Raw genomic sequence first — 26,179 nt, forward strand, 5'->3', positions numbered from 1 at the left:
AGACATATCAAGCCATCCAAACGACATAAAAGAAGGCAAATACCGGAAAGGCCGCTGTTAGACTATCGATTCTGTCCATGACCCCGCCGTGTCCGGGTAACAATTTTCCGCTGTCCTTCATACCCGCACAACGTTTAAACATTGACTCGTTTAAGTCACCAAGTGCCGATACACCGACCGTGATAATACCTATTGCCAAATGAAGCCAAATCAGCGACGGCTCCACTTGATAATGCAAGGCAGCAAAAGCAATGATGGCAAGTGATGCGGTGATGCCACCAAAGAGCCCCTCAAGGGTTTTACCTGGCGACACATTTGGGCGCAACTTATGCTTACCAAACTTTACCCCGACAAAGAAAGCCCCAATATCCGCTGCCCATACAATGCCTAGCACATAAAATAGTAGTGATGCCCCATAAAAAGGGTCAACGTCATACAAGCTTGTTCGTAAACTGACGATCGCGACCCAAGTCGGAATTAACGTAAGAACACCAAAAGCAGCACGAATCAGTTTGCTACTTTTCCAAAAGCCACTGTACTTAGGGTAAGCGACAATCATAAAGATGCTAGCTATCCACCACACAAAAGCAACAGATAAAATACTTGAAAATATTGGATTTAATTGCCCTTGAATCCAGATGCTTTCTGCATCTACAAGATAAATAAGCAATGCACATAAGACAGCAATAAAAGCAGCAAACCAGCCTTTAAAAATCCGAATGGTAATACCTGACATATTTGCCCATTCGTAGGCACCTAAAAATACAACACCGGCTACTGCAATTTTAAAATATTCTACCGGCAAAAAAAGTATGGCAACAAGCGCCAAAGGGGCAAGGATGACTGCTGTAATAATACGCTGCTTTAGCATGCTTGTAGCTCGGATTCACTGGTCATGATTTGTTCTCCGGTTAGTCCGAACCTGCGCTGACGAGACGAAAAATCCTCTACCGCTGCTCTAAAGGCATCTTCATTGAAATCAGGCCAGAGCGTATCAGTAAAGTAGAACTCGGCATAAGCACACTGCCAAAGTAAAAAGTTACTTATTCTGTGATCACCACCGGTACGAATAAGTAAATCTAAATCAGGTAAATCCGCAGTGCTTACGAAAGAATCAAATAACGATTCATCTATATCCGATGGTTTAACTTTTGCCTCTTGTACCTCTTCCACCAAGCGTTTCGCTGCATTTACAATATCCCACCTACCGCCATAATTGGCAGCGATATTTACAGTAAGCGCTTGATTATTTTGTGTCAGTTCTTCTGCTTGCTTAATCTTCTTTTGCAACGAGGCGCTAAATGGCGATAAATCCCCAATAACCTTGAAGCGAATGTCGTTCTTATGCAGCCTTTTGACCTCACTTTTGAGTACAAAGCTGAATAAATCCATGAGCACACCCACTTCTTCTTGTGGGCGTTTCCAATTTTCACTTGAAAAAGCAAACAAGGTCAGAGATTGAATACCCGATTCTCTCGCATATTTAACCGAGGCTCTTACGGCTTCCACCCCCGCTTTATGACCAAAAGTTCGTCGTTTACCTCTTACTTGTGCCCAACGTCCATTGCCATCCATAATGATGGCAACGTGTTTTGGCACTTTTATGCAAGCATTTTCCTTGTTGTTGGCATGGTCTGCCAAATCATTCACATCCATAAGTGTATTTTAAACTTCCATCAACTCTTTTTCTTTATCCGCGAGCATGGCATCTACTTTTTTGATAAATTCGTTTGTGATGGACTGGATGTTCTCTTCGCCAGCACGGCTTTCGTCTTCGCTTATTTCTTTTTCTTTTAGCAAGTCTTTAATATCGCTGTTGGCATCACGGCGAATGTTTCTGATGGCTACCCGCCCCTGCTCGGCTTCTGCTCGCACAACTTTAATTAAGTCTTTACGACGCTCCTCTGTCAATGCTGGCATCGGAATACGAATTGCTGCACCCGCAGACATTGGATTCAAGCCCAAGTCAGACTGCATAATCGCTTTCTCTACCGCCTGAATCGCGCTTTTATCAAAAACTGAAAGCGCTAGAGTACGCGAGTCTTCAGCAACAATATTTGCCAATTGTTTTAGTGGGGTGTCTGCGCCGTAATATGGCACCATGATGCTATCAAGCAAACTAGGGTGTGCACGCCCTGTTCTGATCTTACTTAGTTGCCCCTTTAGCGCGACTAAACTCTTTTCCATACGCTCGCTTGCGTCTAATTCTATTTCATCAATCATGATTGCTACCTATTCGTTATTCTTGATCAGCAGTTTGGGTGATTAAGGTGCCTTCTTCGTCACCAAGTACCACTCGCTTTAAACAACCAGGTGTATTCATATTAAACACTCTAATTGGCATGTTATGGTCACGCGCGAGAGTAAATGCTGATAAATCCATTACTTTGAGTTCTTTTTCAAGTACTTCTTGATAAGACAGTGTTTTCATTAACACGGCATCAGGGTTTTTAGCTGGGTCTGCATTGTATACGCCGTCGACTTTTGTGGCTTTAAACACTGCGTCAGCTTCTATTTCTATACCGCGCAAGCAAGCCGCTGAATCTGTAGTAAAGAAAGGATTGCCAGTACCCGCTGAGAAAATCACGACTTTACCTGATTTCAGCATACTAATCGCGTCAGTCCAGTGATAAGAATCACAGACACCATTGAGCGGTATCGCCGACATTAAACGGGCATTGACAAAGGCTCGGTGCAGTGCGTCACGCATAGCAAGGCCATTCATGACTGTCGCTAACATCCCCATGTGATCACCTACTACGCGATTCATACCTGCTTTCGCAAGCCCTTCGCCCCTAAATAGGTTACCGCCGCCAATCACCAAACCAACTTCTACACCTAATTCAACAATTTCCTTTATCTCCTGCGCCATGCGGTCGAGCACTTTTGCGTCAATACCAAACTCTTCGTCGCCCATCAGGGCTTCACCAGAGAGTTTTAATAAAATACGTCGGTATGCAGGTTTTGGTGAGATACTCATGAAAAGCGTCCTTTAGTTCTACAAGATATATGATCAGCGAATGTGTTTGTACATATTATCAACACTATAAAAAAGCACCTCATTCGAGGTGCTTCGTAGTGTATATTAACATTGCAATTTGCAAAAGTATGAAAGCGTTTTATTTCTTCGCTGCTTCCATTTGTGCTGCTACTTCTGCAGCAAAGTCTTCTGACTTTTTCTCAATACCTTCGCCTACTTCAAAGCGTATGAAGTTTACAACATCGGCGCCTTTAGACTTCAATAAATCACCGACACTTGTTTTAGGCTCTTTGATGAAAGGTTGACCAGTTAGGCTGATTTCGCCAGTGAATTTCTTCATGCGGCCAGTAACCATCTTTTCAGCGATTTCAGCCGGCTTGCCTTCTTTCATAGCAATTTCGACTTGGATTTCTTTTTCTTTCTCGACAACGTCTGCTGGTACATCTTCAGGCTTAACAAATTGTGGATTTGCTGCTGCGACGTGCATCGCAATGTCCTTTGCCAATTCTTCATCACCACCCTTCAAGACTGCAATTACGCCGATACGACCACCGTGCACGTATGCGCCTAAATTGTCGCCATCTACGTTGATCACACGGCGAGGAGAGATATTTTCACCAATTTTAGCTACAAGTGTATCACGTAGTTCCGCTACCGTTGCACCCTCTACTTCTGCAGCATTTAGCGAATCCATATCATTGATGTTGTTAGCAGACGCTACATCAATTAACTTGTTTCCAAATGCTAGGAAGCCTTCATCTCGAGCAACGAAGTCAGTTTCACAGTTAAGCTCAAGCATGGTTGCTGTATTGCCATTAACTTTGGTCAAAATAACACCTTCAGCGGCGATACGACCAGCTTTTTTGGCTGCTTTAGCTTGACCAGATTTACGCATATTCTCTATCGCTTGCTCGATATCGCCATTTGTTTCAACTAAGGCTTTTTTACAATCAAGCATACCAGCGCCAGTGCGCTCGCGTAATTCTTTAACCAGTGCTGCAGTCACTGCCATTGTTCTATTCCTCAATATTTAAATTTAAAAAAGGAGACCGTAGCCTCCTTAAAAAGTATTTACGTGTATATTATTCGCTTTCTGCTACGAATTCATCTTCTGTAGCGGGTACAGCTTCGCCGTTGCGCCCCTGAGTCACAGAGTCAGCCGCAGCATTTGTGTATAGCTGAATCGCGCGAATAGCATCGTCATTACCTGGAACAATATAATCAACACCGTCTGGGTTTGAGTTTGTATCAACAACAGCAACAACTGGAATACCCAAGTTACGCGCTTCAGTGATAGCAATGTGCTCGTGATCAGCGTCAATTACAAAAATACAGTCAGGAAGTCCGCCCATATCTTTTATTCCACCAAGGCTATTTTCAAGCTTGGTCATTTCACGTTGAAGAAGCAATACTTCTTTTTTAGTCAACTTATCAAAAGTACCGTCTTGGCTCTGAGCTTCTAGCTCTTTCAAACGATTGATAGATTGACGTACTGTTTTCCAGTTAGTCAACATGCCGCCCAACCAACGCTTGTTTACGTAGTACTGACCACATTTTTGCGCAGCTTCTTTAACGGCTTCTGATGCAGCACGCTTGGTACCAACAAAGAGTATCTTGCCTTTTTTAGCAGATACACTGCTAAGATACGACAATGCTTCGTTAAACAAAGGAACAGTTTTTTCCAAGTTGATGATGTGAACCTTGTTGCGAGCGCCAAAAATAAACGGCGCCATTTTAGGGTTCCAGTAACGGGTTTGGTGACCAAAGTGCACGCCTGCTTGAAGCATGTCACGCATAGAAACATTTGACATTTTATAATCCTAATTAGGGGTTAAGCCTCCACATACCCTTAATTTCGATCAACATTATCGAAGGAATTAATGTTACGTAATTCCTTAAAAGTCGACACCCCGAAACCAAGTATTAGCATGTGTGTGTATTAAAGTTAATTTACCGTAATTTCAACGGCGCGCGCTTTATACCATTTGCCTTATTTAATAGCAAGTTTTTATGCAAGATTGGGCGTAATTTTCAGGGGGGGATTTTACCGCTCCGTAGTTTGTTGAAGTATAAACGCGCGAGTATCTTTTAATAAGTCAAGGCGCGCTGGTTCATGCACATACATCATATGCCCACCGTGATAATAAAAATACTCGATTTTATCGGACTGAATACCGTGCCGGTTTAAAGTATATTCAGCGTCAAAAAACGGCGTAATTAAATCGTAATAGCCAGAAGCAACCATCACTTTTAGAGATGGATTTTTGCGAAGTACACTAGACAAGTCTGGCGCGGTATTGACGTACTTTGGCTCCCATGCACTGCCATCAGGCGCTGTTCGCCAACGCCAATTCGGTGATAAATCTGGGTCAGCGGGATTTAAATACTGGCGCGCCCATTTTATATGCAAATGATTTCTCATATAGTGCATCAAAGCAGCTTTATAGGGAGCTGAAATCGCATAACTCGCATCACCAGACAAATCCGCAGACACGTCATCACGCTCATCACGTGTGTAGCGACTATCCAGCAAGCCCACTGCAATCCCCTCTTCTCGATTGAGTTCTTTGGCAAAACGAAAAGCATTGATTCTCAAATCGACCTTTTCGATATACGCTTTACTCAAGCCAGTGTAGCGGTGTAAACCTTCGACAATGCTTTGTCGCTCATCTTCTAGTAAAGTATTACCTTTAAACAAAGCCGGCAAAAGCTCGTTAGTGGCAAAATGACGGCTTTCATTTATAAAGGATTCAAAATCACCACTTGTGTCAACCTTGTTGTGATACCAAGCAGTGGCTGCCATGGTAGGGATATAAGTAATGTAAGACACAATATTGTCATCGACATACGGTGACGAACCTTGATAATCTAGCGCTTGAGACACAAAGACAATACCATTCACATTAATATAATGGTCATCCAATAGCACATTTGACACCGCTGCTGCGCGTGTGGTGCCAAAACTCTCCCCCAATAAAAATATAGGACTATTCCAGCGATTATTTGCCGTCAACCATTGTGCAATAAATCGCGCTATCGAATTCGCATCTTCGTATAATCCCCAGAACGCCTTGCTCTCGGTATCACCCAGTGCGCGTGAAAACCCCGTACCCACCGGATCAACAAAGACCATATCAGTCACGTCTAGAATTGTTTCGGGCGCATCGCTTATTTCGTATGGCCCAGCACCAGGATGCTCTGCATCGCTCGGCACGACGATTCGTTTGGGACCGTAAGCCCCCATATGCAACCAAGTAGAAGACGAACCTGGGCCGCCATTCCATATGAATGTCACGGGACGCTTTTCTTTACTCTCGACTGTATAGTCAAAACTAAAGATAGATGCGGTGGGCTTTTCATTTTTATCCCTTAAATACGTTTCTCCCGCCACTACCTTGTAACTTAAGCGCTTGCCATTAAATATGCCCTTGTGCTCAGAACTAAAACTACTCGCTTCTGGTATAGACACAGGTGCTTCGCTGTGCATTTCCTCACCAATGCTCGGAGAGGCATATCCCAAGCCAACTATCACCAAGCTACTTGCAAACAAAATGGATAAGTATTTCATTGTTAATTTTCTCGAGTTCTGTCTAGGTCGCTAAGTTACTAAAAAATAGCGGTAAACAAAAGTTCATTCGCCTTAGGAAAGGAAGCAATGCCATACTATGAGTAAACGACCGCCTTACAGTAGAAATAAAACAACAAGTGTAGGGTGTGTTGATCATAGCTTGATGTGGTATACTCCTGCGCGGATTTTCAACCTATGATACAGGAGTGTCCCTTGGGGATTACAATCAAGACACCTGAAGAAATGGAAAAAATGCGCGTCGCCGGCAAGTTGGCGTCAGATGTATTAATGATGATCAGTGAACACGTCAAGAAAGGCATCACCACTGATGAGCTGAACACACTGTGCCACAATTATATTGTGGACGTCCAAGGTGGTATACCTGCTCCTCTAAATTACGGACATCCTCCCTTTCCAAAATCTATTTGTACATCAGTCAATCATGTTATCTGTCACGGTATACCAGGTGACAAAAAGTTGAAAGATGGTGATATTGTTAATATCGATGTTACCGTGATTAAAGACGGTTACCACGGTGACACCTCAAAGATGTTTGTTGTAGGAAAACCCTCTATTTTAGCCGAACGTCTTATCCGAATTACCCAAGAATGCTTGTATAAAGCTATAAAAATTGTCAAACCAGGCGTTAAATTGGGCGACATTGGTCACATTATTCAACAACATGCAGAAGGCAATAATTATTCTGTCGTACAAGAATACTGCGGCCATGGCATTGGCGCGGTATTCCATGAAGATCCACAAGTGGTGCATTATGGCAGACCAAATACCGGTGAAGAGCTAAAAGCGGGTATGTGTTTGACCATTGAACCTATGATTAATGCCGGTAAGCGTCACTCAAAAGTGCTTCCGGACAAATGGACAGTCGTCACCAAAGATCGCAGTTTGAGCGCTCAATGGGAGCACACACTGCTGGTAACAGATACAGGTGTCGAAGTGCTGACTCATAGGGATGAAGAAGACATCCCGAAAATAATAAACCATTAAATTAGCTAATAACGCAGCAACAAGTCAGATGCTTCATAGGTTGTATACATGACGATTGATAATTTTGTTAATGAAGTAAAAAAAATTACCTCGTTAAATGATCTCAAAGCTTTCAAGCAAGCTGTGGAAGGCAATTATGCTTGGCTAGCACAACATTTTAATGGCAAGAATGCCGATGAACTGGTTTTGGCGCGCGCCAAATTCACAGATGAATTGCTCTGTCACGCATGGCGTTTATTATCTTTAGATGGAAGCAAGCACTTATCTTTGTGTGCTGTCGGCGGCTATGGTAGGGGGCAGCTTCAACCCTATTCAGATATAGATTTGCTGATTCTGAGCAAAAAGCCATTGTCAAATACTCAACAAGACACCGTCAGTCAATTTATTACCTTTTTGTGGGATATAAAACTAGAAATTGGGCAAGCGGTTAGGACGATCAAAGATACAATTCAACTAGCTAAAGAAGATATCACGATAGCGACGAACCTAGTTGAAGCAAGGCTATTAGCAGGGTGCAAGGATACCTTTGATGCTCTCATGAAAAAAGCTATTGCACCAAGAACATGGTCGAGTAAAGATTTTTTTAAAGCAAAATTAGACGAACAAATTAAGCGCCATCATAAGTTCAATGATACGTCTTACAACTTAGAACCCAATATCAAAGAAAACCCCGGATGCTTGCGCGATATACAGAGCATTGGCTGGGTAGCTAAAAAACACTTTCAGGAGTACGACGGCACAACACTCATCGGGCATGGTTATTTTACGGAGCTAGAGCACGCCGAACTTATTGAGTGCCGTTCAGCCCTTTGGCAAATTCGCTTTGCCCTGCATATTATTGCTGGTCGCTCTGAAAACCGTTTACTCTTTGACTATCAACCTCAAGTTGCAAAGCTATTGGGGTATGGAGAAGACAAGCCCGCTGTCGAAAAATTAATGAAGCATTTGTTCCGAATTGTGCAACGAGTGTCCGAGCTTAACTCTATGCTACTGCAGCGCTTCAGTAGTGATATTCTTGGTCAAAGTCGAAAGAAAATTTATTGCTTTAACCAAGATTTTTGTGTGCAAGACGGAAAACTCATTCCTCAACATGACAATTGCTTTCCATCACCTGTTGCCATTTTAAGTTTTTTAGAGCTGTTGACGAAAAACCCTGAAATAAAAGGCTTAGACGGCAAATGTATTCGGCAACTGAGAAATGCTAGGCGGAAATTCCAGTCAAATTACTATCACGAATATGAAGATTGTCGAAAAAAATTCATCGAGCTCGTGTCTAACCCTGACTTCTTTGACTTAGCATGGGACATCATGCATTTACACGGCATATTGAGGGCATACTTACCCGAATGGGACAACATCGTTGGAATGATGCAGTTTGACCTTTTCCATGCCTATACGGTCGACGAACATACGCACCGCTTGGTGAAGTACGTGCGACGATACTATCTGCAAAAAGAAGAGTTTCCTCGTTGCAGTCGTATCGTCAATGACCTAGACGAACCGCAAGTGTTGTTCATTGCCGCTATATTTCACGATATCGCAAAAGGGCGTGGCGGCGATCATTCAAAACTGGGGGCAAAGGATGTATACGCCTTTTGCCAACAGCATGAGATTTCTGAAAAAAATACACAGATGATTGCTTGGTTGGTCGAAAACCACTTGTTAATGTCAGTTGTTGCGCAACGCAGAGATATTTACGACCCTGATGTTGTTAAAGAATTTGCTTCAGCAGTCAAAAGTCAATCACATTTAGAGCTACTTTACGCCCTCACGCTTGCCGATATCCGCGCCACAAATAACAACTTGTGGAACGATTGGAAGGCCAGCTTGTTGAGAGAATTGTACTTGCTAACACATAAAGCCTTAGACAACGGTTTACAATGTCAAGATACGCTGGCTGAGCGTGTTGTTTCTCACAAAAGACAAGCAGCGTTAAAGTTAGAAGAGTTACAAGTCGCTGAATCGGTTTATTTGCCTTTTTGGTCACAAATGAATGACGACTATTTTACTCGCTTTAAACCTGAACAGATTGCATGGCATACTAAAACAATTACCTCTATCGGCAGCCTATCACCCAATGAAGTGCTTGTGGCGGCGAGTAATGAAACTTCAAGAGCAGGCACTGAGTTACTGATATATTGCCATGACCGACCGGCTCTTTTTGCACAAATAGCGTCAGTACTGGACAGTAGAAATTGCTCAATCCATGATGCACAAATTGTGGTTACTAAAGATGACTACGTCTTTGATAGCATGATTATATTAGATGAAAATGCCGAGAGAATTAGCTCTCAGGCACGAGCAAACAACATTGCCTCAGCCGTAAAAGAGCAGTTGCTTAAACCGGGGCGTTCACACAGTAACCAAAGACGTATGTCCAGACAAATGCGTCAGTTAGACGTTCCAACAAAAGTGCGTTTCTTTGATACTCAAGACGCATCCACGCTCATTGAATTGGAAGCACTGGACGCACCGGGATTATTAGCACGAATTGGTCATTTATTCGTAGACTTAAATATTACCCTTAAAATGGCAAAAATAACGACCATCGGTGAACGCGCAGAAGACGTTTTCATCATTACAAATGCCGATGGGCAAGCATTAACCCATGAACAGAAAGTGCTTTTACGCAAACAACTGAAAATCAAACTAGATCAACCAGAAGTGAATACAGCAATATGAACAAATTAGCGAATGTGATTGAGCATGCTTTTGAAACCCGAGACACCTATACAGAGGCCACTGTCTCACAAGAAATTAGAGATGCCGTTACTCAAGCGATTGAATCTCTTAATTCTGGCAGTGCTAGAGTAGCCGAAAAAGTAGATGGCAAATGGCAGGTCAATGAATGGCTGAAAAAGGCTGTGCTGCTTTATTTTAAGCTACATGACAACCAAGTAATCGAAGGCGCGGAGTCTACTTATTTTGATAAAGTACCGCTAAAATTTACCGGTTACGATGAAGCTCGCTTTAAAGCCGAGGGAATGAGGGTGGTGCCGCCTGCAGCAGTCAGAACGGGCTCATTTGTAGCCAAAAATGTGGTCGTTATGCCTTCATACGTCAATATTGGTGCATACGTTGACGAAGGTACCATGGTAGATACTTGGGCGACGGTCGGTTCTTGTGCGCAAATCGGAAAAAATGTACATTTATCAGGTGGAGTAGGTATTGGTGGTGTACTTGAGCCTTTACAAGCAAGCCCTACTATTATTGAAGATAACTGTTTTATTGGCGCACGCTCTGAAATAGTCGAAGGCGTTATAGTCGAAGAAGGCTCCGTCATATCAATGGGCGTTTACATCGGTCAAAGTACTAAAATATATGACCGAGAAACAGGCGAAATACATTACGGACGCGTACCCGCTGGCTCTGTTGTAGTACCGGGTAATTTGCCAAGCAAGTGTGGTAAATACTCACTTTATGCTGCGGTCATAGTTAAACGTGTAGACGCTAAAACACTGTCTAAAACAGGAATTAACGAGATACTAAGAAACGCAGAATAAATCTGTGGTCTTATGTTGAATTCAGCCCGCTTTCCGCGGGCTTTTTTTGTAGGCTAAAACAATTCACTTTTAGAAGAGTACAAAACGATAGGGCTACTCACTCAAGACTTTAAGCTGAGCTTTTACCCAAGGCACCACTTCCTCTTCAGGTGACAAGGTTTCGATTGCGTCGACCTCTAACATAGGTGCGACAGCCTTACCTTGTAACCCCGTAAATAATTCAAAAAACTGTCTACCCGCGCCGCAATAACTATCCGCATAACTACTATCACCTAGAGCAGCCACGGCGAAAGGTTTATTCTCAAATGAAGGCGACTGTTGGCGCAACTCATCAAAAACTAACTCTAAATTTGGCGGGACATCACCTTGTCCAGTAGTAGATGTGATGACGAGTAAGGCCTCGGCATCAACAAAGTCGCTCACATTTGGATCAGTAAACACTTCTGATACAACACTTTCATCACTTAACATAGTGCTGACTTCTTCTGCAACATGCTGCGCATTTCCATAAACGGAGCCGGCAATTATACTAATTTTACGCATTTATCATCCTCATATGATTTAGGCTATTATCTTTTTAAAGTGGTTACAGCTTTCCAAAACTCAAGTCTCTGTATAGTGCTTCGTTATATATGTGCCTTTTATAGCCTTCAATTGTATTTTCAATTTGCCTTGTCAGGACTGAGTCAAAACGTCTAACTAAAGTACTAAAATCGCTGTCAAAGCTGCACTTTACGGTTACATTCTGTTTGGTAAACGGGTGAAAAAAACACAATGAATGAGCATGCAGTGCCAAACGAGGAAAGCCGAGCTTTTCCCTAGCAAATCGATTTTGCTTGCCATCTCCGTGGGTTGTATCTCCAATGATAGGGTGACGAATGTGAGCCATATGGCGACGAAGTTGATGTTTCCTTCCCGTTATTGGCTTCAATTCGAGCAAAGAAAACCTTGCCGTTGGGTAGCGCGACACGGGGATTGGTAACTGTATACTGGCTATGGGGCGTAAATGCGTGACAGCTTCTTTCTTTTCAATCTTTTTATCGAGATTGTCAGTCATTTTATCAAGCTGCTCAGCAAGGGAATAATTGATTTGTTGTTTTTCGTCAACATACCCCCGCACAATGGCGATATATTGTTTTTCTATCTTATGCTCTGCAAACTGACCTTGCATAAGACTCGCTACACTAGCTGAAGTAGCAAACAGTAAAACACCTGAAGTTGGCTTATCTAAACGATGCAGAGGGAATACATGCTGCCCTATTTGATCGCGTAAGGTTTGCATGACAAATTGGGTCTCATGTCTATCTACCTTACTTCTGTGTACCAGCATGTTTGCGGGTTTGTTAACTGCAACCAGATGCTCATCGCGGAACACGATTTCTAACATTTTAAAAATTTGACTCAAGAAAATAATTACTCATCATTTAATTATCGCATTTGAGGACTTTGAATGCTGCAAACAAATGATAGAATATGCGCGTTTTTAAAAGCTCGAGTAGAGGCACATGACCCATCCACGCACCATTTCCACTATTAGCGAATTTTTGCTTCATGCCGGCACTGAATATATGGTGATAGATCTCAGTCGTGGATTTCATTTACTAGACAATCAAGAATTTTTCGAATACGAAAACAACAGTATTGCTTTCCCAAGACCTCGGCAAGGGCATGCATGGCTATGTATCATGTTTTGGAACAAACAACTCAATGCTGAGCACTACATTTGGTACATTAAAATACCGGTAGACGAGCATAGTTTGCTTGTATCTGCTGCAAGAGATCAATTTCTGCAAATCGTCGTCACTTCTTTAGGTCAAGCAGCAGACAATCAAAAATCCCTAGAGCGCGGCTTACCCGATAACCCTTTTGTGTTTACGCCTAGCCAACAAATGCGCGCGAACTGCAGCGCACTGCTCAAACAAGCGTTATTGAATAAAGAGGGAAATTTTAATGCGGAAACGCTTAAAGCATATCCAGCCTACACTTACCTCAATGCGCCGCGTGAAAGTACATGGGAATATCTAAGTATTCAGAACATTGCCGATCTGCTTGTGTTTGCAGAGCAAGCAGACATACGAAGCGCACTGATCCAAAACGTTAAACACTACTCTCTTCAAGTACTAAATTGCATATTGGGTAGTCTAGAATGCGTTAACCTAACTAAAGACTTAAGCGATTGTTTGATTGCTTTATCGAAAGAGAATATTCAGCAAAGCACAACCATTCTGCGAGCATTAGCCAAATCAGACACACCTAGCGTTGAAACCCTGATAAGCGATATCTTGGTTAAGTCACCCACACTCGATCTTGAAACGCTAGTCGTCATCGCTGGCAGGCATTGGCAAGTCTTGAGTCAAAAGCCAGTCTTGCGGCAATACATGAAACACGTCGTCTCTTTCTGTGCGGATTTTTCGCTGTTCAAAGGCATATATGCTGATCTCGTCCAAATACCCAATTTACGACCTTATATCTTGGACTATTTGAAAGAACCCAAGCTTAGCGAAATAGAACAACAAGCCATTGCTCAACTAGTCGAATCGACAGGAAAACCATGACTCTATCCCATATACTCATACTCGCAGTTATCATACCTATTGCCATACAGTTTTGGCGTATTCGTGGCATTGCAGAATATGTAGTTGCCTATAGTAAGCGCTATTGTGAACGCGAGAACTTACAATTTATATCCCTTGCAAGAACTTCAACAAGCTTCGGTGTGCATAAAGGCAAGCTCGATTGGAAAAATACGTACGCGTTAGCATTTAGCAGTGATGGAGAAACAGAGTACACGGGCGTTGTTCGCACCATAGGGAAGTCAGTAATTTCGGTTGAAATGCCGGTTTTTAGAATAACGCATTGAGATATGTAACAGTGTTTAGAATACAACAAAAGAGCAGACCGTAGTCTGCTCTTCATTGAATTTTGAGCTTCCCTCTCAGCGATCCATTGCTATAACATCGTCCAGATAGAATCCATTGCGCCCCTTTCCATTTTTTCCCACTCTTCCTAAGCAGGCAACACATCCATTGTGAAGGTCCCTTTCCTTTTGTCCATTTTCAAATACCACTGCCATGTGGCACGAAGCTTCATCCTGAAGTTATCCTAAGTATCCATACTATGAATATCCTTATTCATCGCTGCCTCATACTTCTTCCTGAAGTTCCTTAAGGCAGGATTAGAATACCTAATCGAATACTGTATCGGTGGTTTATTTTCGATGTTTAGTAAAAATTTATTCTATACCTTAGTATAGAAAACACGTTAAACCATTGTTTTATATTGATTTATGCTAATTTACTAAGAAAAATTTGTAAGAATCTTACTAAGATGTAATACAACCTTGTAAGATATTTCTTACAAGGTTTTGTAGCTTTTACGAAAATGTCTGACTAGAGTCTGTTGCCCCTAGGTCTGAACATCACGCTGCCGACAATATTACCAACTTCGATATCCGAAATCTTGACAAAGCCGCCGTCGGTAAAAAATGAGTTGCACTTTGCCAAAGTGACCAGAACGCCTATACCCTCAGAACTTGGGTCGTCTTCTAACACACCCAAGATGGCTCGCATTAGCATATGACCCAGGCCAATATCCTGGTAGTCAGGATGAACACCAATTAGTGAGAGCATGTGGTAGTTACTCGCAGGAATTTTTTCTCTGACTTTTTCTTCTTTAGCAATCATTTGCTTAGTACCGAAATACCCCGCCGTCAGCAGCATTTTCAAACGCCAATGCCAAAAACGACCGGCACCAAACGCAGCATCTGGTCCAATTAGACAACTTACCGCCAACAATCGGCCATCTTCGTACAAGCCCACCAATGGTTGCCCTGCATCCCAAAAGGTATTCACTTCCTCTCTGATTGCAGAGCGAAGACGCGCCTCATACCCCTCTTTATTCGCATTGAATATGTCAGTAAACAAGGGATCATCATAGTAGGCGTTGTAGAGTATTGAGGAAGCTACGCTCAAATCCTCTGCTGTCAGGCAAGCATAGGTAATATGATCCACATCAGGTTGATAAACAGAAATCGCCATTTTTTCCTCCCTCGGAAGTGTAATCGGACTATTTGTTATATGTCAATTCATAACTATTTACAAATAATTTACAACCATTAACTATGCTCTTAATGACCAAATATCCGTATAAAATAATTATTCTTCCAAATTTATGCTCTCGTGATACCATGAAATAAAGAATAAAAAGTGGTTATTTGCATTGTATTCTCTTCCAAACTCAGTAAAAAAATTTGTAAAAGTAAATTTAAAAAAAGGGGTAGACCCAAAAGAAATCATTGGCAGTCTTGTGCAACAAGGCTATACCTACCCATATTTATCTTCTGTGTTGGGTATCAAAGTACCTGAAGCATCAAAACTATATAAAGATTCAAACTATTTTCAAGCGCTAGCGTCTCCGTCAATATTGAGTAATCCAAATGAGTTTGACCTATCAATATTAGAGGATCGCAGAGCAACAGTGATTCGAATAGATAATTTCTTGTCTATAGAAGAGTGTAAAGCGACAATTCAAGCTGCAAACAAGTTTTTAAACCCTTCTAAAGTAACGGACAGCTCAATAGATAAGTCTTACAGAACTTCTACTACAGCTGGGTTTCTTGGAACCGAAAGTGATGACGTTGCCAGTGTAGATCACAAAATTGTAAAAATGATGGGGATGAACATACCTGTATTTTCAGAAATTATTCAAATCCAAAAATACGAGGTAGGTCAGGAATACAAATCGCATTATGACTATTTTTCCTTAGGGACTGACGTATATAAACGAGAAGGACAAGTTAAAGGGCAGCGTTCTTGGACTTGCATGATATATCTAAACGACGTCGAACAAGGTGGGGAAACTGAATTCTCTGCATTGAGGCTCAAAATCAAGCCTAAATTCGGCACAGCAATAATATGGAACAATTTAGACAACCAAGGAATGCCTAACAAAAGAACAATCCATAAAGCCAATCCAGTGCTGGACGGCAATAAGTACATCATTACTAAATGGTTTAGGGATCGCTAACCAAAGGGTGCATGTTTATCGCAAAAACCATCTCTTGTATAAAAACTGATTTTGCACTACTGAACAATACTTAAAACAGTACTCACGACTCCTGTATCCTAGTGGATGCAGGAGTGTTGTATTGATACTTTGCTTTATAAACTTATGTCATCTTATTGCAACCCAGACAGAGCAGTATCACCGTAACCCACTAATTCACCATTTTTGAACAATAATGGCGTGCATTCGTCCTTTGTCGTCTTGCCGTCACTGTGCGTGCGTTGCGTTCTATAATACAAAATCTTGTACTGCTGTTCATTTTTCACGAGCAGCTCGTTAAAGTCTGGGGTGCCCAAAGCACCTTTTACACTGTGCTCATTGGTACCGATAGCTAGGTCAGAAATGTAATCTCTGTTTTTTTTCTCTCTTTTTTGTTCATTGTGATAGTGACTACCCCGCTCAAAGTCGTCATCATTTACGGAGATTACACAGCCTTGAAGAATGAATAGCGAGGCTAAGCCTGCAATAACTACTTTTGACATTTTAATATTCCTATTGGTTATGTTCCCCCTGAGTGTGGATACACATTAAACAAAATCTCCGTCAACCCTTTCATGGGGACTCCGAAAAGACATCCTTGCCTGTTAGGCTTTGAATTTTATGAATCAACACTTAGAGGAAGCATAGTCTATCTATTTAATAGACCAATTACGCCTTATTTGGAAAAGCGATAGTATCAAAATATACCGCCTTCTTATTTGTATAAAATGCTTCAGATAGTTACAATTTGTTGCCTGATACACACCTTGCAACACTTATCAGAACTTGAAAAATGTATCATTCAGAATTGAGACATATTTATGCACCCAGAAATTCAACTTGTAATTGATTGCTGTACTGCACTGCATGCAAATGGCAAGAAGCCTACCGTTGGCTCAGTGAAATCAAAATTAGGCAATCAGGTTTCATTACCAGCGATTATTACTGGTCTGAAACAATGGCCCATTGCCCCCCAGCCAAAGAAAGAAGCAAAGCCATCAAGACCTGCACCTACTGCTCAAACGACAGATGAACGCATACAAAAGCTGGAAGCAAGAGTACAGCTACTTGAAATGCAATTGAGTGCCTTATTGCCAGCTAAAGCTAAGCCTATCTAAAGTGTCACAAACGAAGGTACTGGCTCTAATAGTTGAAAAAACTCAACTAAATTATTTGACAGCAGCTCTTGAGGCGGTTTGCCCACGTGTTCCAATACGACTTCCCCCGTATCGGGCAAAATAGATATGATGTAGTCTTCTTCATCTGTCACAGCAAAAAACAAGGTATCTTCTTGTTTTAATTTTCGTTTCATGAGTACGTGCGCAACTAAATTCTTTTGTAATCGTTCAAAATCATGCTCATTCCATGCCTGCAAAATTGTTAGATTGCCCCTGCTTGTTTTAGCATTTAAATCCAAACTAAAGTAACGCCCCATCAAAAGAGAAAATTCAGCAGGAATATGAATTTCTAATGCCTCTGCAATGTTATTAAAACTTGTCATTGGCTCTTTGCGTACTGGTTCCCAATAAACTTCATCACTATTAGTAGGCAGGCTATCTGTTTGACGAATGATGCAGGGTGACGGCCACTCTTCATGATATAAGGTCAGTAAACCTCTATTGTCATCATTTGATTGGTCGATATATGACTGTATAAATTGATCAAATTGCGTTAAAAATTGCTCTGACATGTAATTTGTTCTATATGTGTGTTTAGCTGGGCGGGATTTTGCTTTCGCTTTCGCTTATGATGCTAACATAGTTATACAACCCAAAGGAAAAATTTGAAAAACCTGAGTCTTGGAAAAATTGTCGAATACCCTTCTCATTACACGCCTGAGGTATTGCAAGCAGTACCCCGAAGTATTGGGCGAAAAAACATAAGTTTAAATAGTCCCTTACCGTTTACGGGTGTCGATATTTGGAATGCTTACGAAGTATCTTGGTTAAATACTAAAGGTAAACCAATGGTTGCGATTGTGGAGTGCACAATACCCATAGACTCCCCCAATCTAATAGAGTCGAAGTCATTCAAACTTTATCTCAACAGCCTCAATCAATCGAAATTTGAAACAACAGCATTGTTGTTAAAAACGATGGAACGCGATCTTTCTAACTGTGCAGGTGCGCCAGTAGGACTAAAATTCATTCATTCATCCGATTTTGATACTCTGAGCTTTGGCAAACTTGAGGGAAATCTAATTGATGAACTCGATATATCTGTGTCTGAAACCGACATTGACCCTAATTTCTTACATACAAATGACACCGACTGTGAAGAAAGCCTAGTGAGTCATTTGCTGAAATCTAATTGCCTAATTACCAACCAACCTGACTGGGGCAGTGTACTCATCCGTTATGCGGGGAAGCAAATCAATCATGAAGGACTACTCCGTTACATCATATCATTTAGGCAACACAATGAGTTCCATGAGCAGTGCGTTGAACGCATTTTTAAAGATATCATGCAACAATGTAAACCAAGCAAACTTACCGTCTATGCTCGATATACTCGTCGCGGTGGTCTAGACATTAATCCATTCAGATCAAATTTTGAATTGCCCTATTCAAACGCGCGACTTGCAAGGCAATAAAGTATGACAGATGATAGTGCAAAGAAAAAACTACTGGTCGCAAAGCAGCAACTCGATAAACTTTCTATATTTATCGCCAGCATGGCTGAGTTCTTTCAAGGTAGCACGCCGAAAATAGACGAAGACTTGAATGCCATAAAAAAGCTTTTGTCAGGCAAGCCCGACTATCAAGCCGCTGCAGAATTATCAGTAAAGCTGAATAGCGATCTAAAAAACGAAGCTAAATACATAAAACAACAGCAACTAAATAGCATCACACAAATCGAGACGTCACTCAGAAAACTAAATGAGATAGAAGCGATTGATGAATCGGTAAAAAGTGAAATTAAGCTATTTTTACAAAACTTGTCACCTTCGGATAACAATATTTCGTCGCCAATCGGCACTTTTGAAAAAGCCCTAGGGTTGTTTAGAAAAGCCCTAAGTAACAACAAAGTAAACAAAAGCCACAATGAGGCTAAGCAACAAAAACAGCTGCATCAGCAAATTGCTCAAGAACTAAAAACGCTGATCCTTCCCTATGTGAAAAACAATCCGAATGATAAAGCAATCAATGAAATCAGAGAGAAGTTAGACGAAGGCTTAAACCCCAGTCAGCTACTGGAGTGTTGTTTGAGTTTGATTCGCTTTGTTATCAAGGATGTTATCAACGAGGCTGGCGCTGCGAACAAATTAATCCACAACATTCATCAATCGCTATTAAAAGTCAATCAAGGCATTAAGAGCACTATCGAAAAATCGAAAGTACGAATTGAAAAACGAGTGAAACAAACGGCTGATATGCAAGCACAGATCAGCGCCATTGAAACCGCACTCACAGATAGCCACAAAGTAGAAGATCTAAAACAGCAAGCTCAGCACTACCTGACAAAAATGCAAGCTTCTCTGACTCAATCTGAAGCGGATGATCGCATTGAGCAGGAGAAGATGATCGCCTTGTTACAATCCATGCAAAAACGTTTGAGTGAGTTAGAAAACAAAGCCGCAGGATACAAACAAAAACTGCTTGAACAACGCATAGATGCCCTGACCGACGGTTTAACAAAGCTTCCTAACCGCGTCGCTTATGAAGAAAAAGCGATAAATGAAATCAATCATGCAAAACAGTCTAATACTCCTCTGTGCATGGCTATCATCGATATCGATCACTTTAAGTCAATTAATGACAAATATGGGCATTCTGTAGGGGACAAGACTCTTCAAGTCATTGCTACCCAAATCAAAAACAATCTAGCCAATACTGACTTTGTAGCACGCTGGGGGGGCGAGGAGTTTGTTGTTTTACTTCCCAACACCCAAAGCAACGATGCCTTTAAAAAATTAGATATCATGCGGAATAAAATCTCGAAGCTCCCTTTCATGTTTAAAGGTAACCGCGTAAGTGTCACCATTTCAATCGGTATGTTAGAAATTTTAAGCGATATGCGGCTAGAAGACGCTTTTGAGAAAGCCGACAAATTACTCTATACAGCGAAAGAAAACGGTAGAAATCAAATTCAACGCAAGGAGTCTCATGACTAATACTGTGCAACTCAATCCAGTTGGTTGGATGAGCCAACTATCTCAGCTGGAGGTAAATCAACTTGCTACTTCAACCTCCGCTGAACTTTATCAGGTTTTTCGAAACTGTTGCCTTGCCGTTTTAAATTCTGGTATTGAACAGGATGATTCTGAAGCATTATTCGAAAAATATCATGATTTTGATGTTCGTTTGATTCGTCGAGAGCGCGGCGTAAAAATGGAGCTTATCAATCCACCAGAGGTGGCATTTGTTGATGGTAAGCTTATTGCTGGTGTGCACGAACACTTATTTGCAGTATTGCGCGACATGCTATACATGAGCAGTAAGCATCAACTGTCTTTTGAAAAGGAGCTAGAAGAAAACCACATTGTTACGCATATGGTCTTCGATATGCTGCGCCACGCAAACGCACTCAGTACCGCCGAACCTGCCAATATGATTGTATGTTGGGGTGGGCATTCTATCCGCAAAGACGAATACAAGTACACTAAAGAAATCGGTTATCAACTCGGACTAAGAGGCTTTAACATTTGCACTGGCTGCGGTCCAGGTGCAATGAAGGGACCAATGAAAGGTGCCGCTATTGGCCATGCCAAACAGCGTATAAAAAATGGTCGGTATGTAGGCATATCAGAGCCCTCTATCATTGCAGCAGAGCCCCCTAACGCAATAGTTAACGAGCTGATTATCATGCCTGATATTGAAAAGCGCTTAGAAGCCTTTGTGAGGGTGGCCCATGGCATAGTGATTTTCCCCGGCGGCGTTGGCACCGCAGAAGAATTACTCTATTTGCTAGGTTTGCTCTTACAAGCAGAAAACAGAGATCAAACCATCCCTTTAATATTGACAGGCCCTGCGGACAAAGCCGACTACTTTGCAGCCATTGACCAATTTATTGGAGACACCCTAGGTTCAGAGGCTCAGGCGATGTATGAAATCGTAGTGGGTGATGCTCAGCTTGTCGCTTCAAAGCTCGTAGAAGCTAAAAACAGAGTGATCCAATACCGTAAGTTGCAAGGCGATTTGTTTAATTTCAATTGGCGTCTTAAGATCCCCGACGATTTCCAACGTACCTTTAACCCCAGTCATCAAAGTATGGCTGCATTAAATCTGCATCTGGATCAGCCCGCCAGTGCATTGGCAGCAAATTTGCGTAAATGTTTTTCTGGAATAGTGGCCGGTAACGTAAAAGCAGAAGGTGTAAAACAAATACAAGAGCTAGGACCATTTGAAATTTCGGGTGACGAAATACTTATGAAGCATATGGATAAGTTACTCAATTCTTTTGTTGAACAAGGCCGAATGAAATTGCCTGGCAGTACTTATAATCCTTGCTATAAAGTGAAGCTATAGAGTATTCAATGCTCTTGTACAGTTATTCATTTTGCTCAATTCTATTAAAGTCTTCAATGTGGAATTTAGATTAACACAGGAGATTTTAAATGAAACTAACCACATGGATAACCGTACTACTATTAGCAGTATCTGCTCTAATTTACTCGCAACAAGATGCACTAGCCGACAGCGAAGTCAAAACTGAGCAGCACCAAATTGCACTTGTGAATATCAACACAGCAGAAGTGTCTGTTCTTTCTAGTTTACCAGGAATAGGACAAAAAAAGGCGCAAGCGATCGTCGACTATAGAAAACTCAATGGGAAATTCCGTAGTAAAGAAGAGCTAGTTAATGTGAAAGGTATTGGCGAAAAATTGCTAGAAAAAGTGATTACTTACATCGAGGTTTAAAGCGCCCCACTCAGTGCAATAAGCAATTACTGAACTAGCTGGCTTACAAGCTTAAAGTAAAAGGGAGCGTGAGCTCCCTTTTTTAATCTTAGTTCTTTCTACCACAGACTTAAGCAAGCAACTTGCGTGCGTACTCAGTAAATTCAGCGCCTAATTCAGGATGTCTCATTGCATATTCGACATTGGCCATCATATACCCTAGTTTAGAACCGCAATCATGACTCTTACCTTTCATATAGTAAGCATCAACTTGTTCGTGCTCCATCAGGGTATCTATCGCATCAGTCAATTGAATTTCGTCACCCGCACCCGGAGGGGTTTTAGCGAGTAAATCCCATATCTTTTCTGAAAGCACATAGCGGCCAACAACGGCAAGGTTTGATGGGGCTTCTTCCAACGGTGGCTTTTCGACCATTTTGTGAATTTTGCCCGACTCTCCCTGCGCTAATTCTTTGCCCTCTAAATCAACAATACCAAATTTAGATACATCTTCATCCGCTACTTGTTCAACCATAACCTGACTGACGCGTGTAGTATTAAATTTAGCGACCATATCCGCTAAATTATCTTTGCGAGGATTAGAGGAGTTGTCGTCAATAATCACATCAGGCAAAACTACAGCGAAAGGATTATCGCCAACGAGCGGAAGTGCACACATGATTGCATGTCCTAAACCATTCGCTACACCTTGGCGGACATGCATAATCGTCACGTCTTTTGGACAAATCTGCTGAACAGCCTCGAGTAACTGACGTTTTACACGCTTTTCCAAGGTCGCCTCAAGTTCAAAAGACGTATCAAAGTGGTTTTCAATGCTGTTTTTACTGGCGTGTGTGACTAATACAATCTCTTTCAATCCAGCTGCAATACACTCCTGTACAACATATTGAATAAGTGGCTTATCCACTACAGGCAACATTTCTTTTGGAATGGCTTTAGTGGCCGGTAACATTCTTGTACCCAAACCTGCAACAGGAATGACAGCTTTTTTCACTTGACTCATAAAAATTCCTTAATTTCCTTTAACTGATGAACCTCTACCAATACCGTAGTATTGCAATCCGTATTCCGACATTAACGCTGGCTCGAATAAATTTCTTCCGTCAAAAATCACAGGGTCTTTTATCGTATTTTTGATAGCTTCGAAATCTGGTGCTTTAAACGCTTGCCATTCAGTACAGATAACCAAGCAATCCGCGCCATTCATTGTCGCTTCTTTGGTACCCATTAAAGACAGATCTGCGCGGTTGCCATAAATTCGTTGTGTTTCTTCCATTGCTTCTGGATCGTAGGCTTGCACGCTCGCCCCCTGTTCCCAAAGCTTTTCCATTAACACACGACTCGACGCTTCTCGCATGTCGTCGGTATTGGGCTTGAAAGACAAGCCCCACAAGGCAATAGTTTTGCCTTTGAGATTGTTGTCATAGTGATCCATTAAATAGTCAAACAGTTTTTCTTTTTGACGATAATTTACAGCCTCCACGGCTTCGAGCACTTTTGCACTATAACCGACACCTGTTGCACTACGAACGAGCGCCTGCACATCTTTGGGGAAACAAGATCCACCGTAACCGCAACCCGGATAAATAAATTGATAGCCTATCCGTGGATCACTACCGATCCCCTTACGTACATTTTCAACGTCTGCACCAAAGAGCTCAGCTAAATTGGCGATCTCATTCATAAAGCTAATTTTGGTTGCCAACATACAGTTTGCAGCGTACTTTGTTAGTTCTGCGCTCCGCACGTCCATCACAATGATTTTATCGTGATTACGGTTAAAAGGCGCATATAACTCCCTAAGTTTTTTTTCTGATACCTCACTAGAGGTGCCCAAAATGATCCTATCGGGACGCATACAATCACTGACAGCCGCCCCCTCTTTTAGAAATTCAGGATTGGATACAACATCATAGCTGACATCTTTATTATTTGTCTTTTGCACTTCTGCTATTTTTGCGCGTACTTTATCCGCTGTCCCAACGGGTACAGTTGACTTATTGATAACTATCTTGTGCGACGACATATTTTCTGCAATTGTGCTGGCAACGGCTAACACGTATTTTAGATCAGCAGAGCCATCCTCATCAGGTGGTGTACCTACAGCAATAAAAATCAATTCACCATGTTCTATTCCTTCAGCCGCATTAGTCGTAAAAGTTATTCTTCCGGCTTCGTGATTAGACTTTACAAGCGGAGTTAAACCCGGTTCAAAAATAGGAATGATCCCTGCTTTCAAATTGTCAACTTTTTGTTGGTCAACATCTACACAATACACATCATGCCCGACTTCTGCTAGTACAGCAGCTTGTACTAGCCCCACATACCCAATACCAAATACGGTAACTTTCATTAATCTATCCTTTTCAAAATTACTAAATTCGAGCGAGGTTGAACTTCATCATTAGTTCAATCTGTTGAATAGAGCCTGCAATTACGCAAACCAAACCATTCCTATTACTTATTCAATTTACCTGACTTTCGCCTTAAACCATCCAATAAACCTTGAAAAATATAACTCATTCTCGAAAGCTTATTGTCTCCTTGAAGTATTACAAGAACAAGTCTAACAAATATCATTCCAATATTTCTAATTTTCCAGTAAAAAGGCACGTAAGGCCTAGTTAATAACAGTAGAACATTACGTACTTGATAATAGTGACGAATGGGCTGACCAACTTTATAGCTGCAAGCAAATAGTGTTTTCCGTTCCACACCCATTCTGTGCCTAATTTGCACTTCAGGGGTTTGCGCAACCGCATAGGCATATTTTCCTGCCCGCCAACACCATTCATGGTCAACAGCGTCAATAAACAGACCATCTTCTTTTAATCCGATATCTTTAATTTTGTCTAAATCAAGCATCATGCCAGAAGAAATTATCTGCTTTACGTAATGTAGCCCGTTGCTTTTTCTGTAAGGAGTCTGTATCACTGGAGATTCAATGGTGTCACTAAATTCGCATATAATTTGGGGGCCAATAGCTGCAAGCATCTGATCGTTAGCATCATTCCAAACTTGCAGCATACTTTTGATGTATTGAGCACCTATTTGGGTGTCCTGATCAAAAATAAAAGCAAACCGGCACCCTAAATCGAGCAAATGTTTGAGCCCTTGATTTTGAGCTGAGGCTAAACCCACATTTTTCCCCAGTTTACAATGGGTAACATTGGAAAACTGACTAAAATCAATTTTCATAGGTATTGGTGTGTTATCAATCAATACAACGCTTTCCAAGTCGCTAGAAAGCTCAGCCAACATATTCAATACTTCATCAACCTCTGGGTAATAAAGTATTATTATCGCACCAGCCTTTTTCATCAATGCCTCAACAATAGCCGGTCAATTGCATATGCAAATCGAATGATAGGGGGAGGCATCATTCTGACTATCAATACCGAGACTGCGTAAAATGCATATCTGAATCTGTATTTATTGAGCTTTTTCATTGCAAGTCTACGAGCGCGAAACTCATTTAGTGATTTGTTAAAACCACGTCTTTTGTAAAAATTGTTTACTCGCCTAAAATGCAACAGCGGCTCTTTCAAATTTGCAAACTTGAATCCAGCTTGCATGAGGTTAATCCACAAAAAATAATCTTGGGTATTTTTTAAGCTTTCGTCGTATCGAAAACCAGACTTGAACACATTATAACGAATACAAACAGTGGGATGATTTAACGGACAACGAGTAAAAATCATTTTTTTTATTTTCTCGTGTTTATGGGGTAATACACGCTTGCCAACTTGGCGGCTTAACTCATCTATTTCGTAAAGTGATGAACCTAACACATCAACGTTATGATGTTTTTTTAGGAAGTCTATTTGCTCTTGCAAACGCTGTTGGTGAGAGATGTCATCTGCGTCCATTCTAAAAAAAAACTTTGGCGTTAAAAATTCAGACCATTCAATTGCATAATTCATAGCAGCGCTGAGTCCGCGATTTTCAGAGAATTCAAATACCCCGACACGCTCGTCATCACCTACCTCTGTGAACAAGGCATTTTTTAAATCCACTGAAACTGGGCCATCAATGACAATAATAAAAACAAAATCGTTAAATGATTGGCTTAAAATACTCCTAATTGCATCACGCAACCATTCCGCTCTGTCTTCTGAATAGAGTGCCATTGCGATAACGCAGTCTGTATTTATTATTCTTGGCGAACGCTTGCATTCAATGGATTTAGACAAGATTTCTCCGTTTGTCGTATATTAGCT

At 41.5% G+C, this 26,179-nt stretch carries 27 protein-coding genes; 11 read left to right on the top strand and 16 right to left on the bottom strand.

Annotation, left to right across the window (positions count from 1 at the left end):
• Positions 1-7 precede the first annotated feature (7 nt).
• From ACFOHL_RS09755 to ACFOHL_RS09785, 7 genes are all read right to left on the bottom strand, one after another.
• Positions 8-871: a phosphatidate cytidylyltransferase gene (locus tag ACFOHL_RS09755; RefSeq protein ID WP_376920034.1), complete on the bottom strand. Its 864-nt coding sequence runs from the start codon at positions 869-871 to the stop codon at positions 8-10.
• Positions 865-1,656, bottom strand: a complete 792-nt coding sequence (gene uppS / locus ACFOHL_RS09760) for a polyprenyl diphosphate synthase (RefSeq protein WP_376920035.1) — start codon at positions 1,654-1,656, stop codon at positions 865-867. Before uppS ends, ACFOHL_RS09755 begins: the two co-directional genes overlap by 7 nt.
• Positions 1,657-1,665: 9 nt before the next feature.
• Positions 1,666-2,223, bottom strand: coding sequence for a ribosome recycling factor (frr, locus tag ACFOHL_RS09765; RefSeq protein WP_376920036.1), 558 nt, complete (start codon positions 2,221-2,223; stop codon positions 1,666-1,668).
• A 16-nt stretch (positions 2,224-2,239) separates the two neighbouring features.
• A complete protein-coding gene (pyrH, locus tag ACFOHL_RS09770; protein ID WP_376920037.1) occupies positions 2,240-2,980 on the bottom strand; it encodes a UMP kinase in 741 nt (246 codons plus the stop codon).
• A 139-nt stretch (positions 2,981-3,119) separates the two neighbouring features.
• Positions 3,120-3,992, bottom strand: a complete 873-nt coding sequence (tsf, locus tag ACFOHL_RS09775) for a translation elongation factor Ts (RefSeq protein ID WP_376920038.1) — start codon at positions 3,990-3,992, stop codon at positions 3,120-3,122.
• 70 nt (positions 3,993-4,062) lie between these two features.
• Positions 4,063-4,791: a 30S ribosomal protein S2 gene (gene rpsB / locus ACFOHL_RS09780; protein WP_376920039.1), complete on the bottom strand. Its 729-nt coding sequence runs from the start codon at positions 4,789-4,791 to the stop codon at positions 4,063-4,065.
• 233 nt (positions 4,792-5,024) lie between these two features.
• On the bottom strand, positions 5,025-6,548 hold the full coding sequence (locus tag ACFOHL_RS09785; protein ID WP_376920040.1) for a S10 family peptidase: 1,524 nt from the start codon (positions 6,546-6,548) through the stop codon (positions 5,025-5,027).
• A gap of 213 nt (positions 6,549-6,761) precedes the next feature.
• Here ACFOHL_RS09785 and map point away from each other — a divergent pair, with 213 nt between their 5' ends.
• The 3 genes from map to dapD are packed head-to-tail and all read left to right on the top strand — an operon-like array spanning position 6,762 to position 11,056.
• Complete coding sequence (gene map, locus ACFOHL_RS09790; protein ID WP_376920041.1) at positions 6,762-7,553, top strand: type I methionyl aminopeptidase; 792 nt, start codon at positions 6,762-6,764, stop codon at positions 7,551-7,553.
• A 48-nt stretch (positions 7,554-7,601) separates the two neighbouring features.
• Entirely contained in the window at positions 7,602-10,235 is a 2,634-nt protein-coding gene (glnD, locus tag ACFOHL_RS09795; RefSeq protein ID WP_376920042.1) for a [protein-PII] uridylyltransferase, read from the top strand.
• Positions 10,232-11,056 carry a 2,3,4,5-tetrahydropyridine-2,6-dicarboxylate N-succinyltransferase gene (dapD, locus tag ACFOHL_RS09800; protein ID WP_376920043.1) on the top strand — a complete coding sequence of 275 codons (825 nt, stop codon included), beginning with the start codon at positions 10,232-10,234 and terminating at the stop codon, positions 11,054-11,056. The genes glnD and dapD overlap by 4 nt, the downstream gene beginning before the upstream one ends.
• 93 nt (positions 11,057-11,149) lie before the next feature.
• Here the strand turns inward: dapD and ACFOHL_RS09805 are convergent, their stop codons facing one another.
• Positions 11,150-11,599: a flavodoxin domain-containing protein gene (locus tag ACFOHL_RS09805; RefSeq protein ID WP_376920044.1), complete on the bottom strand. Its 450-nt coding sequence runs from the start codon at positions 11,597-11,599 to the stop codon at positions 11,150-11,152.
• 43 nt (positions 11,600-11,642) lie between these two features.
• Positions 11,643-12,461 (bottom strand): tRNA pseudouridine(65) synthase TruC, encoded by an 819-nt coding sequence (truC, locus tag ACFOHL_RS09810; protein ID WP_376920045.1) that lies wholly within the window; start codon positions 12,459-12,461, stop codon positions 11,643-11,645.
• Between the two features lie 100 nt (positions 12,462-12,561).
• On the opposite strand from truC, the gene ACFOHL_RS09815 reads away from it, so the two are divergent.
• Together ACFOHL_RS09815 and ACFOHL_RS09820 are read left to right on the top strand one after the other, a co-directional pair.
• On the top strand, positions 12,562-13,611 hold the full coding sequence (locus tag ACFOHL_RS09815; protein ID WP_376920046.1) for a DUF3549 family protein: 1,050 nt from the start codon (positions 12,562-12,564) through the stop codon (positions 13,609-13,611).
• On the top strand, positions 13,608-13,916 hold the full coding sequence (locus tag ACFOHL_RS09820) for a DUF3301 domain-containing protein (RefSeq protein WP_376920047.1): 309 nt from the start codon (positions 13,608-13,610) through the stop codon (positions 13,914-13,916). Before ACFOHL_RS09815 ends, ACFOHL_RS09820 begins: the two co-directional genes overlap by 4 nt.
• 529 nt (positions 13,917-14,445) lie before the next feature.
• On the opposite strand, the gene ACFOHL_RS09825 is transcribed toward ACFOHL_RS09820, so the two are convergent.
• On the bottom strand, positions 14,446-15,093 hold the full coding sequence (locus tag ACFOHL_RS09825; protein WP_376920048.1) for a GNAT family N-acetyltransferase: 648 nt from the start codon (positions 15,091-15,093) through the stop codon (positions 14,446-14,448).
• A gap of 181 nt (positions 15,094-15,274) precedes the next feature.
• On the opposite strand from ACFOHL_RS09825, the gene ACFOHL_RS09830 reads away from it, so the two are divergent.
• Positions 15,275-16,081 (top strand): prolyl hydroxylase family protein, encoded by an 807-nt coding sequence (locus ACFOHL_RS09830; protein WP_376920049.1) that lies wholly within the window; start codon positions 15,275-15,277, stop codon positions 16,079-16,081.
• A gap of 152 nt (positions 16,082-16,233) precedes the next feature.
• On the opposite strand, the gene ACFOHL_RS09835 is transcribed toward ACFOHL_RS09830, so the two are convergent.
• A complete protein-coding gene (locus tag ACFOHL_RS09835; protein WP_376920050.1) occupies positions 16,234-16,602 on the bottom strand; it encodes a DUF3192 domain-containing protein in 369 nt (122 codons plus the stop codon).
• 318 nt (positions 16,603-16,920) lie between these two features.
• On the opposite strand from ACFOHL_RS09835, the gene ACFOHL_RS09840 reads away from it, so the two are divergent.
• The gene (locus tag ACFOHL_RS09840) at positions 16,921-17,217 is read left to right on the top strand and encodes a DNA-binding protein (RefSeq protein WP_376920051.1); all 297 of its coding nucleotides are present in this window, start codon (positions 16,921-16,923) and stop codon (positions 17,215-17,217) included.
• Here ACFOHL_RS09840 and syd read toward each other — a convergent pair.
• Positions 17,214-17,789, bottom strand: a complete 576-nt coding sequence (gene syd, locus ACFOHL_RS09845; protein ID WP_376920052.1) for a SecY-interacting protein — start codon at positions 17,787-17,789, stop codon at positions 17,214-17,216. The genes ACFOHL_RS09840 and syd overlap by 4 nt on opposite strands.
• A gap of 93 nt (positions 17,790-17,882) precedes the next feature.
• On the opposite strand from syd, the gene queF reads away from it, so the two are divergent.
• From queF to ACFOHL_RS09865, 4 genes are all read left to right on the top strand, one after another.
• Positions 17,883-18,692, top strand: a complete 810-nt coding sequence (queF, locus tag ACFOHL_RS09850) for an NADPH-dependent 7-cyano-7-deazaguanine reductase QueF (RefSeq protein WP_376920053.1) — start codon at positions 17,883-17,885, stop codon at positions 18,690-18,692.
• A gap of 3 nt (positions 18,693-18,695) precedes the next feature.
• Complete coding sequence (locus tag ACFOHL_RS09855; RefSeq protein ID WP_376920054.1) at positions 18,696-20,213, top strand: GGDEF domain-containing protein; 1,518 nt, start codon at positions 18,696-18,698, stop codon at positions 20,211-20,213.
• Positions 20,206-21,567, top strand: coding sequence for a nucleotide 5'-monophosphate nucleosidase PpnN (gene ppnN / locus ACFOHL_RS09860; RefSeq protein ID WP_376920055.1), 1,362 nt, complete (start codon positions 20,206-20,208; stop codon positions 21,565-21,567). Before ACFOHL_RS09855 ends, ppnN begins: the two co-directional genes overlap by 8 nt.
• A gap of 89 nt (positions 21,568-21,656) precedes the next feature.
• Positions 21,657-21,959 (top strand): ComEA family DNA-binding protein, encoded by a 303-nt coding sequence (locus ACFOHL_RS09865; RefSeq protein WP_376920056.1) that lies wholly within the window; start codon positions 21,657-21,659, stop codon positions 21,957-21,959.
• Between the two features lie 109 nt (positions 21,960-22,068).
• Here the strand turns inward: ACFOHL_RS09865 and galU are convergent, their stop codons facing one another.
• From galU to ACFOHL_RS09885, 4 genes are all read right to left on the bottom strand, one after another.
• Complete coding sequence (gene galU, locus ACFOHL_RS09870; RefSeq protein ID WP_376920057.1) at positions 22,069-22,962, bottom strand: UTP--glucose-1-phosphate uridylyltransferase GalU; 894 nt, start codon at positions 22,960-22,962, stop codon at positions 22,069-22,071.
• A 9-nt stretch (positions 22,963-22,971) separates the two neighbouring features.
• A complete protein-coding gene (locus tag ACFOHL_RS09875) occupies positions 22,972-24,312 on the bottom strand; it encodes a UDP-glucose dehydrogenase family protein (RefSeq protein ID WP_376920058.1) in 1,341 nt (446 codons plus the stop codon).
• Between the two features lie 104 nt (positions 24,313-24,416).
• A complete protein-coding gene (locus tag ACFOHL_RS09880) occupies positions 24,417-25,280 on the bottom strand; it encodes a glycosyltransferase family 2 protein (protein WP_376920059.1) in 864 nt (287 codons plus the stop codon).
• Positions 25,280-26,152, bottom strand: coding sequence for a glycosyltransferase (locus ACFOHL_RS09885; protein WP_376920060.1), 873 nt, complete (start codon positions 26,150-26,152; stop codon positions 25,280-25,282). Before ACFOHL_RS09885 ends, ACFOHL_RS09880 begins: the two co-directional genes overlap by 1 nt.
• Positions 26,153-26,179 lie beyond the last annotated feature (27 nt).

The organism is Agaribacter flavus, from assembly GCF_042646125.1.
GTDB classification, from domain to species: Bacteria; Pseudomonadota; Gammaproteobacteria; order Enterobacterales; family Alteromonadaceae; genus Glaciecola; species Glaciecola flavus.